We start from the raw sequence: 16,025 nt of genomic DNA, 5'->3' as shown, positions 1-16,025 counted from the left end.
TAATCCCCTCCTCCCTCTTCTTATCTAGTTCTGCTTATGCTTAGTGCTTTGATTTTGCTGCCGTTGTTAGGTGCGGCTTCAATTGGTTTCTGGCCTTCTGATATCAGTGGGAAATTTGCCCGTGGGTTAGCTTTAGTTGTTGCCAGCATCACTTTCTTGTGGACAGTTGTAATAGCAACTCAGTTCCATCCAGGGGAAGTTACTCAACAATTTGCCGAGTCTCTGCCCTGGATTGAGGTCTTAGGCTTGAATTATAATTTGGGAGTAGATGGCTTATCTTTACCGTTGCTGGTTTTGAATGGACTATTAACTTGTATTGCTATTTACAGCAGTGATGAATCTCTTCAACGTCCTAAATTCTATTACTCTTTGATACTACTGTTAAGTGTTGGGGTAACTGGAGCTTTTCTAGCACAGGACTTACTGCTATTTTTCCTGTTTTACGAACTGGAACTAATACCGCTGTATCTGTTGATAGCCATTTGGGGTGGTGCAAAGCGGGGTTATGCCGCTACGAAATTTCTAATTTACACTGCCGTTTCTGGAATCCTGATTTTAGCAAGTTTCCTCGGCATAGTTTGGCTGAGTGGTGGTTCTAACTTTGCACTGGCAACCTTGAATACTAAGACTCTACCTTTAGCCACACAGCTTTTACTGCTAGGGGGGATTTTAGTTGGTTTTGGGATTAAGATTCCTTTAGTTCCCTTCCATACTTGGTTACCAGATGCTCACGTTGAAGCTTCCACACCGATTTCTGTGCTATTGGCTGGGGTGCTTTTGAAGTTAGGAACTTATGGCTTACTGCGATTTGGTATGAACTTGTTGCCAGAAGCTTGGACTTATCTGGCTCCTTGGTTGGCGACTTGGGCGGTGGTAAGTGTGCTATATGGTGCATCCTGTGCGATCGCTCAAACCGATATGAAAAAAATGGTGGCATATAGTTCCATTGGACACATGGGCTACGTGCTTTTAGCCGCTGCATCTGGCACACCTTTGAGTGTATTAGGCACTGTCATGCAAATGATTAGCCACGGCTTGATTTCTGCAATGCTGTTTTTGCTAGTGGGGGTTGTGTATAAAAAAGCTGGCAGCCGGGATTTAGAAGTCGTCCGGGGACTGCTGAACCCAGAAAGGGGTCTGCCAGTAATTGGTAGCTTAATGATTGTGGGAGTCATGGCCAGTGCTGGCATACCAGGGATGGTAGGATTTATTTCAGAATTTATTGTTTTCCGAGGTAGTTTTCCCGTTTTTCCAGTGCAAACTCTGCTGTGCATGATTGGTACAGGCTTAACTGCGGTTTACTTCTTAATTCTTCTCAACCGCGCCTTTTTTGGGCGTTTGTCTGCACAGGTTACCAACTTACCACGAGTGTATTGGAGTGATCGCGCCCCGGCTCTAGTTTTAGCTGTACTAATTGTAATTTTCGGTATCCAACCGGCTTGGTTATCGCGCTGGACTGAACCAACAATTACAGCAATGGTAAATACACAAAACGTAGTGGCAACGGTGTCCTTGGATAAGGCAATCAGGGCTGAAGACTAGGGACTTTTAAGAGGCAGGGGGGCACAGGGGAAGAATTTTCTGTTTACTCAGCCGCTTCTTTAACAATACCCCAATCCCCAATCCCCAATCCCTATAATTTTTGGAGAAATGGCAATGGTAAATATTAAAAAGAAGCCTGTTAATAATCCCTTAGCTGAATATATTGAGCGGCTGCAAAAAGGAGAAGCATTAATTCCTGATAGTCCAGAAAATGTACTGGAAGTAGTTGGGATTCTTAAAAGCTATGGCATAGTTTTAGATGCCTATTCAAAAAATCTTATTTACATAGCCGAACATCAATTTTTAGTATTTTTTCCATTTTTTAAATATTTTAATGGAGAATTTTCTTTCAAAAAATTACTACGCCACTGGTGGCATGACCGCATTAATTTTGAGTATGCTGAGTATTGCCTGAAATCAATGATGTGGCATGGTGGCGGTGGACTAGATACATATTTAGATACACCAGAATTTCAAAAGAGAGCGCAAGCTGTTATCGACACTAAGTTTAAAAATAATCCCTTAATTCTGGGCATTAACCAGTTATTTCCAGACTTCCTAACAGAACAGTTGCGTGTCTCTGCTTACTATACTGGATTAGGTCAATTCTGGCGAGTTATGGCTGATATCTTCCTTACCCTATCAGACTACTACGACCAAGGCAAAATTAAGTCGATTCCTGAAGTTGTAGACCACATTAAAGCAGGGTTGGTAGCAAGTGCATCAAAGCCAATTACTTATGCTGTCAAAGTTCAGAATAAAGTCTATGAAATCATTCCCCAAAGTGTTGGTTTAACCTTTTTAGCAGATACAGCAATACCTTATGTAGAAGCGATTTTCTTTCGGGGAACTCCTTTTCACGGCACTGTTTCATACAATGCCCAAGCATATCAAATCTCCCCAGATCAAAGTCGGTTTCAGTATGGCGCATTGTATGCCGATCCTTTGCCTATTGGCAGTGCAGGTATTCCTCCCACTTTGTTGATGCAAGATATGCGTCACTATCTTCCAGAATATTTGCACGAAATTTACCGTCGCAGTCTTCGGGGTGAAGATGATTTGCGGGTAAAAATTTGCATGAGTTTCCAAAAATCGATGTTTTGTGTGACAACAGCGACAATTTTAGGACTGATGCCTCATCCTATAGATACCAAAGATCTATCTGAGCAAAATGCTAATCGAGTTTATTTAGAAAAGTGGATGGCTCGATTTGTGACTTCGCGCTTGAGGGAAGTTAACGATATAAATAGTAATGGATAATGCGATTAGGAGTTAAGAGCTAGGAACTCAAAACTCCGTCTTTTAAACAATAGTTACTTCCCCAGTATCAAGATCGTAACGTCCCCCTACAATTTTCAGTGTACCTGCCTGCATCAGTTGACCTAAAAGCGCTGAATTTTCCTGCAATCTTTCAACTTGATATTGAACATTTGCTACGACTGCATTTTCAACCGGATCACCCGGTTTGTCTTTTACTTTAGCCATTGCTGGTTTAATAGCCTTGACAAAAGTGCCAATTTGACCAGGGAGTAAATCGCCTTTTACCGATGCTGTGACTGCACCACATCTTTCATGACCTAGCACCATAATTAGGGGAGTACCTAATAATGCTGCGGCATATTCAATGCTACCAAGCGCTTCTGGTATCACGATATTCCCAGCGATGCGAATGTCGAACAAATCGCCAATTCCTTGGTCAAATAAGATTTCCGCAGATACCCGCGAATCAGCACAGCTCAGTATAGTCGCAAATGGATGCTGTGCTTGGGCAACTTCTTGCAAACGTGTTTGGGTTTGATGGGGATACTCACGCTTTTGCTGTACAAACCGCCGATTTCCATCCAACAGTCTTTTGAGTGCTTCATCAGGACTAACAGGCTCAGTGTCTTGTGCAACCGCAGCGAGAGCAGATTGAGTATACCAAGGCACACTACTTATGGTAGTAGCTGCGATCGCAACTCCACTAAAGCCAGCTAACTTTAAAAGTTCGCGCCTACCAATAAATCCATTAATTCGACTCATAAATATTTTCCTGCAAGGTGAACTATCGCTTCAGCGATACATTATCAAAGAGACGCAACACACCGCACAGATCTAATCTCTATCGCATCAGAAAGATAACATGTACCTCCAAACTTGTTGAGGATAGGTCTGATGACTTCCAAAACAGGTTTGGCTTGATCTGGTAGGCAGAAAGCAATTACATAGACATTGTCAAGCTCTGTAGTTTCTCCATGCGGACTTCTGCCTGCCACATTCCGAATTACAGTATGTCCATGCACACCTGCTTTATCTAAGCCGTCTAATATTTTTGCCAGTTCAACAGCATTGGCGATAATTTCTATTCTTTTTACTGAGTGCATAATCTCATCTCCATAGCAAATTTATGCCGTATAAGTATAAAGGGATACCAATAATAATATTAAAGGGAAAAGTGAGCGCTAAAGCACTAGTTACGTACAAACTAGGATTAGCTTCAGGAAGTGTTAACCTCATGGCGGCTGGAACCGCTATGTAAGAGGCACTAGCACACAAAACTGAAAATAAGAGCGCATTTCCCTGCGGCATTCCGATTAGTTTTGCTAAAAGTATCCCGATTGTTGCGTTTAAAATCGGGATTAAGATAGAAAAAGAGATCAAAAACGAACCTGTTTTACCAAGATCTTTGATTTTTCCCGCAGCTACCAGTCCCATATCTAGCAAAAAGAAGGTTAGGACTCCATAAAATATTTCTTGGGTAAAAGGCGCTTCCAACTTCCAGCCTTTCTCCCCTGATAGCACACCAATTATCAGGCTTCCAACCAAGAGAAAAACAGAACTGTTAAGGAAAGCTTCCTTGAGAACTTCCGGCCAAGAAAAGTCACCATCTTTATCTACGTCAAATATTTTTACTAAAACAAGTCCGACAATGATGGCTGGGGATTCCATTAGGGCAAGAGCTGCTACCATGTAGCCACTAAAACTAATGCCAAGTTCGCTGAGGAATGATCCAGCAGTGATAAAGGTGACTGCACTAATGGAACCGTAAGTTGCGGCGATCGCCGCCGCATTGTATAAATCAAGTCTGATTCTCAGAATGAAGAACGTGTATATTGGCACAAGTGTAGCCATCATGATAGCTGCAAATAGCGTCAGTACGACTTCTTGACTAATTCCACTCTTAACAAGTTCAGCACCTCCCTTGAACCCAATAGCAAGTAGAAGATAAAGAGAGAAGAGTTTAGGTAAAGGTTGAGGAATTTCCAGATCCGACTTTAAAATAACGGCCGACATTCCGAGAAAGAAAAAAAGAATTGGTGGGCTTAGGATGTTAGACATTATTAAGCTTGCATTCATCCCCACCTCTCCTTATATTTGCGTAAACAGAAGCAAAAATTTTGATCATTAATAGTCACTATGTGCTACCTATAAACAGGTATCTAACTAGTTGAACAATCTTATGTCGGCACTCAAATAAGCATAAGCAACTATGCTTTTTGGATGACTATGATGCATAGTTTATCAGAATGAGGATAGCCTTCATAACTTTTTAACTCAGGCTGCTTCGCTTCGTGAAGTCAAGGGGAGCCAGTCACGTGCCCAGAGTTGTCGGAGCGCCGGCTTCCGACGTTGGCGCAGCTCGCCGTAGGCATCTGAACTTCTCCTAGCGGAGACGCTACGCGAACGGAGGGTTCCCCCCCGTTGAGTGAACTGGCGTTCAAGAATGGTTAAATTAATCGCACCCGAACGAATTATAGAGACTTCACGGCTGTTGCTTGAGCCGCTTGTCCCAAATCACGCCTCGGCTATTTACGAGCAACTGCTGGATCAAAGGCTTTACCAGTTCATTCCACAGTTGCCGCCCACATCGTTACAAACTCTAGAAACTCGATACCTTGCTTTATCCTCAAGACTTTCGCCAGACAGACAAGAGGCTTGGTTAAACTGGGTAATCCGTCTTCGAGAATCTAGGGTATATGTTGGGACATTAGAAGCAACAGTACATGCTAACTATACAGCAGCAATTGCTTACACAATTTTTCCACTGTTTTGGCGACAGGGTTATGCAAAAGAGGGATGTTCGTGTGTGCTTGAACACCTTTTTAAGGAATATAGAGTAAGTATTGTTACAGCGGATATAGACACACGTAACATTGCGTCTATTAGCCTTGTCGAGGCGCTTGGTATGAAGCGGACTTCTACACAAACAAATGCCGACTTTTTCAAGGGATCTGTCAGCCATGAGTATCGATATGAGATGGTATCGCCTCTTACTTCTCTCTGGTTTGGCAGTTGAATGAATGAGAGTGGAGAACAAATTACTGGTAGTCCCCGGAGATCGAATCGCAGATAACTATCAACAGCAAGGTCGATCGCTTTGCCGTCTTGTTCAAACTTCCAGTGAGGTTCTCGTCGGGTCTATGGAAAGATAAAGTTGACACAGCGATGCTGCAATAGTTCTGTGGGCGTTGTCGGCCTACCATACCGGGCGAGATAGTGCGGCGAGGCACAAGTGATGTAGCGTGTCGTTGCCAAGTGGTGCATGATTAAACCGCTATCGCTGCTCACTCCAATTCGCACCGTTGCATCAATACCTTCCTCAATCAGATCGATCAAGCGATCGTTAAACGAAACATTCAGGTTTAGCTCAGGATATTGTGCGGAAAATTGTAGCAGAGCCGGAGCGATATGCAGTTTGCCAAACACAAAGCTGAGATCAAGCCGCAATGTTCCGATCAGTATTAATTGCGATCGCTTGACTTCAAGTTCAGCTTCTTCTAAGTCGTTGAGAATTTGCTGACAGCGTTGATAAAATCGGTTGCCAGCTTTGGTCAGTGTCAAACTGCGCGTCGTCCGCTGGAGCAAGCGCACGCCCAGTTCATCTTCTAAGCGCAATGGTCTATACAAATAATTTTGCAAGAGGTCTAGTCATCACAGATTGAAGGCTATCCTTTCTCCCGTCATGTTCTAACGTTTCGGCATAATTCCCATGAGTAGAGTTGCAACCCAAGTAGAAAGAAGTACGCCAGGAAAGAACACTATCATCGGCAGAAACCACCACCAATCAATTTGGTGAAAGGCTAGGCTGGCAATTGAGATAATTACCGCGCTAATACCTAGGATAGCCAAAACGATTGTATAAATTGCCATTGCCTTTCTCGTCCAACCTTGCTCACAGTTAAACGTCGCCGCTACTGGAATTATTAATAAGCCGCATACGATCGCACTGATTAAAGCACTGAGATTCTTCGTGCAAAACCATAAAATACAAAATGTGATCGCACTCAAAAAACAAGCACCCCACCAATTAGATTGCTGGATTTCCTCTGGTGAAAGTGCCAAGCGTCCGAATTTATCAAACCGCAACATCAGGGAAAACAACGGATCAGCAATCCAACTGAAGATGACGAACAGCAAATAAGCGATCGCCACCACCGCCACCACGGGTGTCAAACCAGCATTGACAAAACTGGCAAGTAACATCCGCATTGAGAAAAATAAGCCAATAGTAAATACCCAACGCGTGCGATGATTTAGCCGACTACCCCACAAGAAATAGCGCAGCATTAATCGATAAATGGGGTTTTTTGCTTTTAGTGCTTCGACAACTCCTTGACGCGCCCATTCTAAATTGGGGTTGAGGTGCAATGCTTCACGAAAATATTCCAAAGCTTTCTGTTGACTACCACCGTGAGACAACAAAATCCAACCGCTGCTAGCGTAAGAAGCAGCATCTTGGGGAGAAGTGGCGATCGCTCCTTTGACTGCGGCGATCGCTTCTTTTCCGCGTCCCAATTGTGACAGCGACAAAGCCCGGTAATTCAAACACTCTACATCTTCCGGGTCTAATGATAGTCCTTTAGTGGCTGCTTCCAGGCTTGCTCGCCACTGCTTTTGCTGATAATGACATCGCGCCAGCAGAGCAAAATGAGAAGCTTGATAAGGGTTGAGCTGAATTGCTTCTCGAATCGCTTTTTGTGCAGCTGCAAGTTGCTGACGTTCGCAGAGAATATATCCCAATATATAGTGAGGAAATGGCGAATCGGGAGCGATCGCGATGGCAACTTCTACTTCCAGTGTTGCCTCCTGATATCGCTGCTGACAACTTAAGCACAACCCCAAAACCGCATGAATTCCCGCATCATTTGGAGACTCAGCCACAGCTTGTCGCAGTTCCTCCTCCGCCATCTGATAGCGAGATTGCTCTAATAACAGCTTTGCCCGCTCAAAGTGTACAACACCCATTACATTTTTAAATATTTCAAAATATCATCGTATAAACCGCCCTCATTCGCATACAGCGCATAGTTGCGAGCTGTGGCGAACCACTCTTTAGTAGAAGATTTAACATTCGCTGCTGCCGAGATTAAATCCCTCGTCATCAGCGGCTTGGGAAACCCGATTTTCATCGCTTCTTGCAGTTTTTTTTCCACTGCTAAATCGATCACAGCTTTTAAGTCAGCCCCGGAAAAATGCTCTGTCTTTTTGCTAACTTGCTCATAATCAATCTTATCTACAGGCTTACCACGACAGAGCAACTGTAAAATAGCTGCCCTAGCAGAAGCGTCTGGTGGTGGGATAAAGAGAATGCGATCAAAGCGTCCCGGACGTCGAAATGCTGCATCTAAATGCCAAGGGGCATTAGTAGCCGCCAAAATCAACACCCCTTCATTAGAACTCTTGACTCCATCCAGTTCTGAGAGAAACTGGTTAATCACCATGCGGCTAGAACTTTGACGCAGATCGGTACGGTTGGCAGCTAGAGCATCGACTTCATCGAAAAATACTACACAAGGCTGATTTTCTCGTGCTTCTTCAAATATGGCGTGCAAATTCCGCTCACTGTTTCCCAACCACATATCTAGGACATCATTAATGCCAACAGAGATAAAGTTTGAGTTAATCTCGCCAGCGGTTGCACGGGCTAGATAAGTTTTGCCACAACCGGGAGGCCCATACATCAAAATTCCGCCGCCGATCACTTTACCATAAGCTTTGTAAAGTTCCTGTTGCGTCAGCGGATAAATAATCTTGAGGCGAATTTCATCTTTAACCGTTTCCATTCCTCCCACATCTTGGAAAGAAATCTGCGGGCGTTCCAGCTTTTCATCATCAAGGGCGAGGTTATCAAAATTAGCTGCGCGGACTTTGCCTTCTACTACATCTTGGATGTGGCTGTCCTCTCCAATACCCAAGAGTTCCGCAAAATCTGGATCTGCAATAGATGCATCAAGAGCGATCGCACTGCGATACTGACTCACGGCTTGCTGTACTGCTCCTGAATTTAGCAACAAACGAGCATGGAGTAAGTAAGCTAGTGCTGGACAGTTAGAGTGTTTTAGCAATTCTTCTACAATCACTAAAGACTGATTGTGCTTCCCTTGTTGGTAAAAAGCCCTTGCCAGACCAAGTTTCAACTGTGGTTCATCCCGTGCCAACAGCATTGCTTGACGGTACTCTTTCTCCGCATCCTCCAATTGTCCAAGACTGAGAAGCGTATCTGCAAGGTGTTTCCTAAGAGGTACATTATCAGGTGAAAACTTCAACGCCTCGCGCAGTGCCCGTACCGTATCATAGCTATTGGTCATATTGATTTAGTAATTTAACTTTCAATTAAAGTAATTGCTAAAAAGAGGTAATGATCATCATAGCCTCGGCTTTTCGGTTTTATGGGAAAGAAGGGACGGAATGTGCTAGTGTACAGCGGTGGCTTTGAAATATTGAGTGCCAGCTTTAGCATTGTGCCTTTTACTGATGCTAAATCTTCCTAGTGTTTTTAAATTGCTGCATAAGACGGGTGAACTTTACCAGCACCCGCAAAAATATTACAAAGATACATTAATAGAGATTATGCTTCTGGCTCAACACCGAGCAATGTCTAACGACAAGCTGCTATGCTATGCGTCTACGCAGTGTTTTTAGCAGGAAAGGCGATCGCTCCTAGTTCTCTAAATATTCTCTACCCATAGAAGATTACTTGCGTAAGTACTGGTTTTCAGCGCATTGTAAAACTTTTCTTCTGCTGTTACCATCTAGCATTTTTGCGTAATAGCAAGGGCTAAGTACAAGCTGTCATACACCGCCCGTTCTGTCTGAAGCGCAATATCTAAGGCAAGTGGCATCAAGGGCTGAGATAAATACACCTCTACTGGAACTGCATTTAAATCAGCTAAAGTTTGCTTTGCATTTTCAGCCGTGTCTTCGCCGCGGCGCGTTCGTTTCTAAAAGATATTTACCACCTCTGGTAAGAAAAAATCTGGTACTAAAAAAGTATGATCACTTGCTAGTAAACGCCGAGCTGCATCAGAGTGGATTTCAGGCACAAACCACTTTATAGCAATACTTGCATTAAAACATACTGACTCACCGTTCTCTATCCTCGCGGATGAGTTCAGTACTATCACTGAAAGTTTTTCCTGCATATCTCATCTGAGCGCGTGTTACTGCTTCTCTAGCTTTTTCAATATTGCCGCCAGTGTGGTAGTGTGTCGCTGTTACAGTTGCTTGTTGTAGGATTTGCTTTAGTTCCTCTTGTAAAGATCTACCGTGTTGTTTAGCAAGAGTTTCTAGCTTTTTTAGAATAATAGGGTCTAAATTTTCAACTAAGATTTGAGCCATAATTTCTATATTCCATCGCTTCGTACGGTTGTTTTTTAACCACCTCTTTTTAAGATTTTAAGTTAGTTTAGTAGGCGATCGCATATCAAGCTTTAGAAGTTAACTAACGAAGCATTTTGTAGCAGTTCATCCAATATAAAACGATTTCTGACGACAAGCTGCTGACGCTCCTTCGTCGCTACCGCTTCGCTAATGCGTCAACGCACCCTTGAGCCAAAGACCTAAGCTTCTGGTTCGACGCCGAGCGATCGCAATTGTTCCATCAGGCGATCGGCTCTTTGACGTTCTTGTTCTGCCCGTTGACGTTCTTGTTCTGCCCGTTGACGTTCTTGTTCTGCTCTTTGACGTTCTTGTTCTGCTCGTTGATGTTCCTGTTCGGCTCTTTCATCGCCAGTCAACAATAAATTACCTTGCAAATCCCACCAGCGCAACCAGGGTAATTCCACATTTTGATATTCTCCTGGCCAAATGCCTAACTCAACTCCCATAGGTGCGATCGGATAATGTCCGTGCTCATTTGCTGGTAACAATTGATATTGTCCACCAATGAATTCGTAGACTTCTACGCTAGCTTTTTTGACTTCATAAATCCCGTAGAAAGCAGGACGAATCACCTGCTCATAAATCCAAAATTTACCCTTCCATGGGGTTTTGTCTCTTTCCTCATTCCCATCCCCAGAAACGAATTCTAAGACAATCAACGGGGCAATATACTCTCGCCAATATACATAAGACCTCCGCGTTTGTCCATTCAGCAAGGGTGGTACATTCGGTACAAAAAACCAATCTGGTGCTTCTGCTCCTTTTTCCGGGGGATCGGTCAAGCGCCAGTAAATGCCTAAGTCCTGACCAATACAATATTGACCATCGGGATGTAATTGTTTGAGAACGGGTGTAATCGAGTCAGTCAGTAAGATACTTTGGGGATGCTCTTGCCAGTTTTTCACAAACGTGCCATTGGAGTCTGGTAGCTGCGTATGGTCAGGAAAAGGAGTGAGATCGGTGGGTGGGTTAGTTGCAGAGGTCATAAGGCCACCTTTGCACTGGATAAGGGTTGTTTTTTAGTTTAGCAATACAGGGAGAAGATAAGGGCGATATCTGACGACAAGCCACTGCGCGTCTACGCATTAGTTCTGCAAACCTAGGCTCAGGCTCCCCAGGCTTTATTGTGTGAAAATTTGTGTAAGTATTTCGGGAGTTGCAGATGTGGCTTGGGGAACTGGAGATAAATTGCAAGGTGGAAAATACACTATTGAAAGAGAGTTAGGAAGGGGACGGTTTGGCATCACCTATTTGGTAAGAAATAAGAATAGCGATCGCCGAGTTGTTAAGACTTTAAATAAATGATGACTTGTTCAAGTCCCTTAGCCAATCAGAACGCGGACTACTGGAGACGATGTTTTGGCAGGAGGCGGTAAAACTTACTCAATGTAAGCTTGTCTTGGTCTTGGGTTTTGACTGGTGCTATGGCTGTGGCTTGGGTTGTGGCTGCGAATGTGGCTTTGGTTGGAGGTAAATTACGAAAATCTTTTAGCAAGATTGATACTTTTCTAATTTTAGCTATTACTTCTAGTCTAGGCTTGGGTTTAGGATGACTAGGGAATAGGATTTTTAATACAGTTTATAGCTTTATCATCTGAAGCTAACTGGCAAAAGATTTTGTAGCGGTTGTATCCAGTGGAGTACCCATTAAAAATGGTAAAAAAGCCGAGAATACGAGTCTTTTGACTTTTAATTTCCGCGCATCGGTACTAGGCTTCTGGTTCAACGCCGAGCGATCGCAATTGTGCAGTTAGGCGATCAGCTCTTTCCTCGCCAGTCAACAGCAAATTACCTTGCAAATCCCACCAACGCAGCCAGGGTAATTCCATATTCTGATATTCTCCCTGCCATATACCTAACTCAACGCCTAAAGGATGTATAGGATAATGCCCGCGTTCATTTGCTGCTAATAACTGATATTGTCCACCAATTAATTCATAAACTTCCACGCTGGCTTTACTTACTTCATAAATGCCGTAAAAAGCCGGATGAATCACCTGCTCATAAATCCAAAATTTCCCCTTCCAAGGAGTTTTGTCTCGTTCTTCACTACCATCCCCAGAAACGAATTCTAAGACAATCAAAGGTGCAATAAACTCTCGCCACAGTACATAAGACCTTCGTGTTTGTCCGTCCAGCAAAGGCGGTACATTCCCAACATAAAACCAATCTGGTGCTTCTGCGCTTTTTTCTGGTGGCTCAGTCATGCGCCAGTAGATTCCGCTATCTTGACCAATACAGTATTGCCCATCGGGGTGACATTTTTGCAATATTGGTTTAATTGAGTCTGTTATTAGAATGCTTTGCGGATGTTCCTGGAAGTTTTTCACGAATGTACCGTCTGATTCCGGTAGCTGCGTATGGTCTGGGAAAGGAGTGAGATCGGTGAGTGGATTAATTGCAGAGGTCATAAGGCTACCTTTGCAGGAGTAAGGGTTGTTTTTTAGTTTAGCAATAGAAGGCGAGAGGAGCGATCGCCCTCTCCCCAATCAGATCAAAAATGCGTTGGCGTAGACCATCGTAGGCATAGTTCACCTAATTTAGATTGATACCATTTGATTAACTGGCGCAACTCCAGCTAAATCCAAAATTGGCGCAATTAAATCTTCTCGCTTCACCGCCATCATGTGAACACCTTGACACAATTGCCGTGCTATTTGCACTTGCTCGGCCGCAATTTTCATCCCTTCTTCAAGCGGATCTTTTGCCTGTGCCAACCGATCAATAATGTGATCTGGTATATTTACACCTGGAACGCACCTATTAATAAACTGGGCATTTTTTGCAGATTTCAACAGAAAAATCCCTGCCAAAATCGGTTTTTTGTAACCAGTGGCTATTTTATCCATGAACTTTTCTAGCCGCTCGAAATCTGTGATCAATTGACTTTGAAAAAATTGCGCTCCGGCTTCGATTTTGCGCTCAAATCGACTTTGTAAACCTGACCAACTAGCACATTGCGGATCTACTGCTGCGCCAGCAAATAATTCCAGTGCTCCATCAGTTAAAGGTTTTTCGTTGCAATCAACGCCTTGATTCATTTTCCGAATCAGTTGCAATAGTCGCACAGCTTCCAAGTCAAAGACGGCTTTGGCATCAGGATGATCACCTGCTTTTACTGGGTCGCCAGTCAAGGCTAGGATGTTATGGACACCTAAAGCATGAGCGCCCATTAGGTCAGCTTGTAAACCAATGCGGTTGCGATCGCGGCAGGCAATCTGACAAATCGGCTCGATCCCGTTTTGTAATAAAATTACCGAAGCTATCAATGAAGACATCCGTAGCACTGCGCGGCTACCATCGGTAATATTGACGGCATGAACCCTCCCCTTAAGGGTCGCCGCCATTGAAATCATGTGCGCTGGATTACCACCTTTTGGCGGTGCAACCTCGGCGGTAATTAAGAACTTGCCTTCTTTAGCAGCTGCTTGGAAGGCAGTCAAACAAGTTGGTTTTTGCGTATCAAGCATAACATTGAGTATTTCTGACTCTGGATACACCCATAACATATAGCACCAGAAAGTGAAACCTCATAGAGGCACAGAATAACCCAAAGCAGCTTTCACTTGTGCCAGAGTTTGGTTAGCGATCGCCTGGGCTTTTTGCCGTCCATCACGCAATACAGACTCTAGATAGCCTTTATCCTCTGTTATTGCTTGATATTTTTCTTGTATTGGTTTCAGGGATTCAATTATTGTGTCCGTTAACAATGGCTTGAATTGCCCCCAGCCCATATCTTGACATTGGGCTGCTACCTCTTTCTTAGCTTTACCAGCAAGCAACATATATAGTGTTAACAAGTTATTACACTCTGGGCGCTCTGGGTCATCAAAAGTCAGACCACGAATTGGATCAGTTTTACATCGTTTTATTTTGTATTGAATCTGATCTGGTGGATCAAGCAAATTAATCCGGCTTAAGTCAGAAGGATCAGACTTTGACATTTTGCGTGTACCGTCCGCCAAACTCATTACTCTTGCCCCTTCCTTACGAATCAAGGGGTCTGGTAACTTCAGCACTTGCTGATCTGGTTTGCCAAATTGGTGATTAAACCGGGCTGCAATATCCCGTGTCAGCTCCAAGTGCTGCTTTTGGTCTTCACCTACTGGCACTTTATCGGCTTGGTAAAGCAAAATATCAGCTGCCATCAGCACAGGATAGTCCAACAAGCCGACATTTACATTTTCTCCCTGTTTGACAGCCTTTTCCTTAAACTGGATCATGTCTTCAAGCCAGTTTAAGGGGGTAATACAGTTGAGCAACCAGGTGAGTTCACTGTGGGCGGAAACGTGGGATTGCACAAAGATGGTGGAATAATCTAAATCAAGACCACAAGCTAGATAGAGCGCAACGAGGGTGTAAGTATCGGATGCTAGGCGTGTTGAGTCGTATGGCACTTGTGGCACTGTAATCGCGTGTAAATCAGCTACGAAGAGGTAATTTTCGTATTCGCTCTGGCCTTCTACCCAGTTGCGAATGGCTCCCAAGTAGTTACCTAGATGATAATTGCCTGTTGGTTGAACTCCAGAAAGAACACGCTGCTTGCCCATAAATTTCAACTTTAGTTATCTTAAATCCGCGCTATGTTAATGTAGCCATGTCTGGCGACAAGTCGCTTGTCTACGAGACGCCCTGCGTAGCTTGCTTTTTTGCAGGAGTACGCGCCTACGCAAAACTCATTTAATTTTGACATTTTCCAGGTCAACTCGCCGCTGAGAGATTAGAGATTTACTATATGATTATTTTGTGGTTTTGAGTTTCGGTGAAGATTTCTTTACCTTTCGTCATCAGGTAAAAGTGCAACTATAGACACAATTGCAAGTATTGAAGCAATAGAACTAAAAAGCAGATCACCAATTTATACCTGTCGGTTAAATATAATGATTTTAGAGCGATCACTTTACTCTTCACCCAATCTCTAAATACTATTTACAGTAAGTTTCAATAGTACCTATAGATCAATACGCTTGGGATCAAACAATTTGCACGACCAATAACCTCTGTAGAGACGTTGCAATGCAACGTCTCTACTACACCAAAAAAAGTGCGATAATCAACGCACATTTAGGTTTACAGTAATGAAATTTATTGGCATTGACTTAGGGTGGAAATCCCAGCCAAGTGGACTATGCTGTTTAAAATGGACAGATAAACAACTGCAACTACTAGATCTAGATCGTAAAGAAGCCATTGCAGACATCCTCAGATGGCTCGATACATGCACACAACCAGAGGAACCAGCCATCATTGCTGTAGACGCACCTACCCTCATCCCTAATGCTACCGGAAGTCGCCTTCCAGACAAACTCAGCCACAAACACTTTGGCAAATATCACGCCGGATGTTATCCAGCTAACCAGAACTTAGCCTTTGCAGAACGCACTGTTAACTTTGGCTTAGAATTAGAATCTCGTGGTTTTGTACATGCACCAATAATTGAAGTGCAAAAACTTGGCAGATATCAAATAGAAGTCTTTCCTCATCCCGCCATAGTTAATTTATTCGGCTTAGAACGCATCCTCAAATATAAAAAAGGACGCCTCAATGAGCGTCGCTTAGAATTAATCAAACTCTACAATTATATTTTTAATATCCTACCTACCGTCGAACCTTTTTTATGCATTAGCAGTTTGATTCTTCCTGAAATCCCTACTACTGGTGCTGCTCTCAAAGCTGTTGAAGATAAACTAGATAGCTTGATCTGTGCTTATGTAGCAGCACACTGGTGGTATTGGGGGGAGCAACGTAACTTAGTATTAGGCGATCGCACTACTGGTTACATTGTCATCCCCAAATCAGTGCTGAGAATTGAATAATAACTCAGCACAAGCTACGCTAGCAGC

The 16,025-nt window shown here is 43.5% G+C and carries 16 protein-coding genes and 1 pseudogene; 6 read left to right on the top strand and 11 right to left on the bottom strand.

Translation table 11 applies throughout. The annotated features are described in order from the left end of the window. Positions 1 to 36 precede the first annotated feature (36 nt). Together HCR01_RS03905 and HCR01_RS03900 are read left to right on the top strand one after the other, a co-directional pair. Positions 37 to 1,542, top strand: coding sequence for an NADH-quinone oxidoreductase subunit M (locus tag HCR01_RS03905; RefSeq protein WP_193194693.1), 1,506 nt, complete (start codon positions 37 to 39; stop codon positions 1,540 to 1,542). Between the two features lie 114 nt (positions 1,543 to 1,656). After that, positions 1,657 to 2,802 carry a CO2 hydration protein gene (locus tag HCR01_RS03900; RefSeq protein WP_193194692.1) on the top strand — a complete coding sequence of 382 codons (1,146 nt, stop codon included), beginning with the start codon at positions 1,657 to 1,659 and terminating at the stop codon, positions 2,800 to 2,802. 42 nt (positions 2,803 to 2,844) lie between these two features. Here the strand turns inward: HCR01_RS03900 and HCR01_RS03895 are convergent, their stop codons facing one another. The 3 genes from HCR01_RS03895 to HCR01_RS03885 are packed head-to-tail and all read right to left on the bottom strand — an operon-like array spanning position 2,845 to position 4,878. Further along, positions 2,845 to 3,564, bottom strand: a complete 720-nt coding sequence (locus HCR01_RS03895) for a carbonic anhydrase (protein ID WP_193194690.1) — start codon at positions 3,562 to 3,564, stop codon at positions 2,845 to 2,847. Between the two features lie 44 nt (positions 3,565 to 3,608). Beyond that, positions 3,609 to 3,905 carry a P-II family nitrogen regulator gene (locus HCR01_RS03890; protein ID WP_162394661.1) on the bottom strand — a complete coding sequence of 99 codons (297 nt, stop codon included), beginning with the start codon at positions 3,903 to 3,905 and terminating at the stop codon, positions 3,609 to 3,611. A gap of 4 nt (positions 3,906 to 3,909) precedes the next feature. Next, positions 3,910 to 4,878 (bottom strand): sodium-dependent bicarbonate transport family permease, encoded by a 969-nt coding sequence (locus tag HCR01_RS03885; protein ID WP_162394660.1) that lies wholly within the window; start codon positions 4,876 to 4,878, stop codon positions 3,910 to 3,912. Positions 4,879 to 5,245: 367 nt separating this feature from the next. Between HCR01_RS03885 and HCR01_RS03880 the strand changes: the two genes are divergently transcribed. Next, positions 5,246 to 5,818, top strand: a complete 573-nt coding sequence (locus HCR01_RS03880; RefSeq protein WP_193194688.1) for a GNAT family N-acetyltransferase — start codon at positions 5,246 to 5,248, stop codon at positions 5,816 to 5,818. Between the two features lie 122 nt (positions 5,819 to 5,940). Here HCR01_RS03880 and HCR01_RS03875 read toward each other — a convergent pair whose 3' ends face one another. The 5 genes from HCR01_RS03875 to HCR01_RS03855 all read right to left on the bottom strand — a co-directional run bounded on the left by HCR01_RS03875 (position 5,941) and on the right by HCR01_RS03855 (position 11,168). Continuing rightward, positions 5,941 to 6,429, bottom strand: coding sequence for a LysR family transcriptional regulator (locus tag HCR01_RS03875; RefSeq protein WP_226889108.1), 489 nt, complete (start codon positions 6,427 to 6,429; stop codon positions 5,941 to 5,943). Positions 6,430 to 6,489: 60 nt separating this feature from the next. Beyond that, complete coding sequence (locus tag HCR01_RS03870) at positions 6,490 to 7,767, bottom strand: tetratricopeptide repeat protein (protein WP_193194686.1); 1,278 nt, start codon at positions 7,765 to 7,767, stop codon at positions 6,490 to 6,492. Further along, entirely contained in the window at positions 7,767 to 9,110 is a 1,344-nt protein-coding gene (locus tag HCR01_RS03865; protein WP_193194684.1) for an ATP-binding protein, read from the bottom strand. Before HCR01_RS03865 ends, HCR01_RS03870 begins: the two co-directional genes overlap by 1 nt. A gap of 775 nt (positions 9,111 to 9,885) precedes the next feature. Next, complete coding sequence (locus tag HCR01_RS03860) at positions 9,886 to 10,140, bottom strand: FitA-like ribbon-helix-helix domain-containing protein (protein ID WP_193194682.1); 255 nt, start codon at positions 10,138 to 10,140, stop codon at positions 9,886 to 9,888. Between the two features lie 221 nt (positions 10,141 to 10,361). Beyond that, the gene (locus tag HCR01_RS03855; protein WP_193194680.1) at positions 10,362 to 11,168 is read right to left on the bottom strand and encodes a Uma2 family endonuclease; all 807 of its coding nucleotides are present in this window, start codon (positions 11,166 to 11,168) and stop codon (positions 10,362 to 10,364) included. 178 nt (positions 11,169 to 11,346) lie between these two features. Here HCR01_RS03855 and HCR01_RS03850 point away from each other — a divergent pair. Both HCR01_RS03850 and HCR01_RS38400 read left to right on the top strand, forming a co-directional pair. Further along, a pseudogene (locus HCR01_RS03850) lies at positions 11,347 to 11,575 on the top strand (serine/threonine protein kinase); the annotation flags it as partial. A gap of 1 nt (position 11,576) precedes the next feature. Further along, positions 11,577 to 11,735: a hypothetical protein gene (locus tag HCR01_RS38400; protein ID WP_226889147.1), complete on the top strand. Its 159-nt coding sequence runs from the start codon at positions 11,577 to 11,579 to the stop codon at positions 11,733 to 11,735. Between the two features lie 156 nt (positions 11,736 to 11,891). Here HCR01_RS38400 and HCR01_RS03840 read toward each other — a convergent pair whose 3' ends face one another. The 3 genes from HCR01_RS03840 to trpS all read right to left on the bottom strand — a co-directional run bounded on the left by HCR01_RS03840 (position 11,892) and on the right by trpS (position 14,732). Continuing rightward, positions 11,892 to 12,593, bottom strand: coding sequence for a Uma2 family endonuclease (locus HCR01_RS03840; RefSeq protein WP_193194678.1), 702 nt, complete (start codon positions 12,591 to 12,593; stop codon positions 11,892 to 11,894). 129 nt (positions 12,594 to 12,722) lie between these two features. Beyond that, positions 12,723 to 13,652, bottom strand: a complete 930-nt coding sequence (locus HCR01_RS03835) for a methylenetetrahydrofolate reductase (protein WP_193194676.1) — start codon at positions 13,650 to 13,652, stop codon at positions 12,723 to 12,725. A gap of 60 nt (positions 13,653 to 13,712) precedes the next feature. Beyond that, positions 13,713 to 14,732, bottom strand: coding sequence for a tryptophan--tRNA ligase (trpS, locus tag HCR01_RS03830; RefSeq protein ID WP_193194674.1), 1,020 nt, complete (start codon positions 14,730 to 14,732; stop codon positions 13,713 to 13,715). A 528-nt stretch (positions 14,733 to 15,260) separates the two neighbouring features. On the opposite strand from trpS, the gene HCR01_RS03825 reads away from it, so the two are divergent. Next, a complete protein-coding gene (locus HCR01_RS03825) occupies positions 15,261 to 15,998 on the top strand; it encodes a DUF429 domain-containing protein (protein ID WP_193194672.1) in 738 nt (245 codons plus the stop codon). The last annotated feature ends 27 nt before the right edge of the window (positions 15,999 to 16,025 follow it).

Source organism: Nostoc sp. MG11 (assembly GCF_014904695.1).
In the GTDB taxonomy this organism is placed as follows: Bacteria; Cyanobacteriota; Cyanobacteriia; order Cyanobacteriales; family Nostocaceae; genus Komarekiella.
This window is presented reverse-complemented; position numbering and strand designations above follow the sequence as displayed.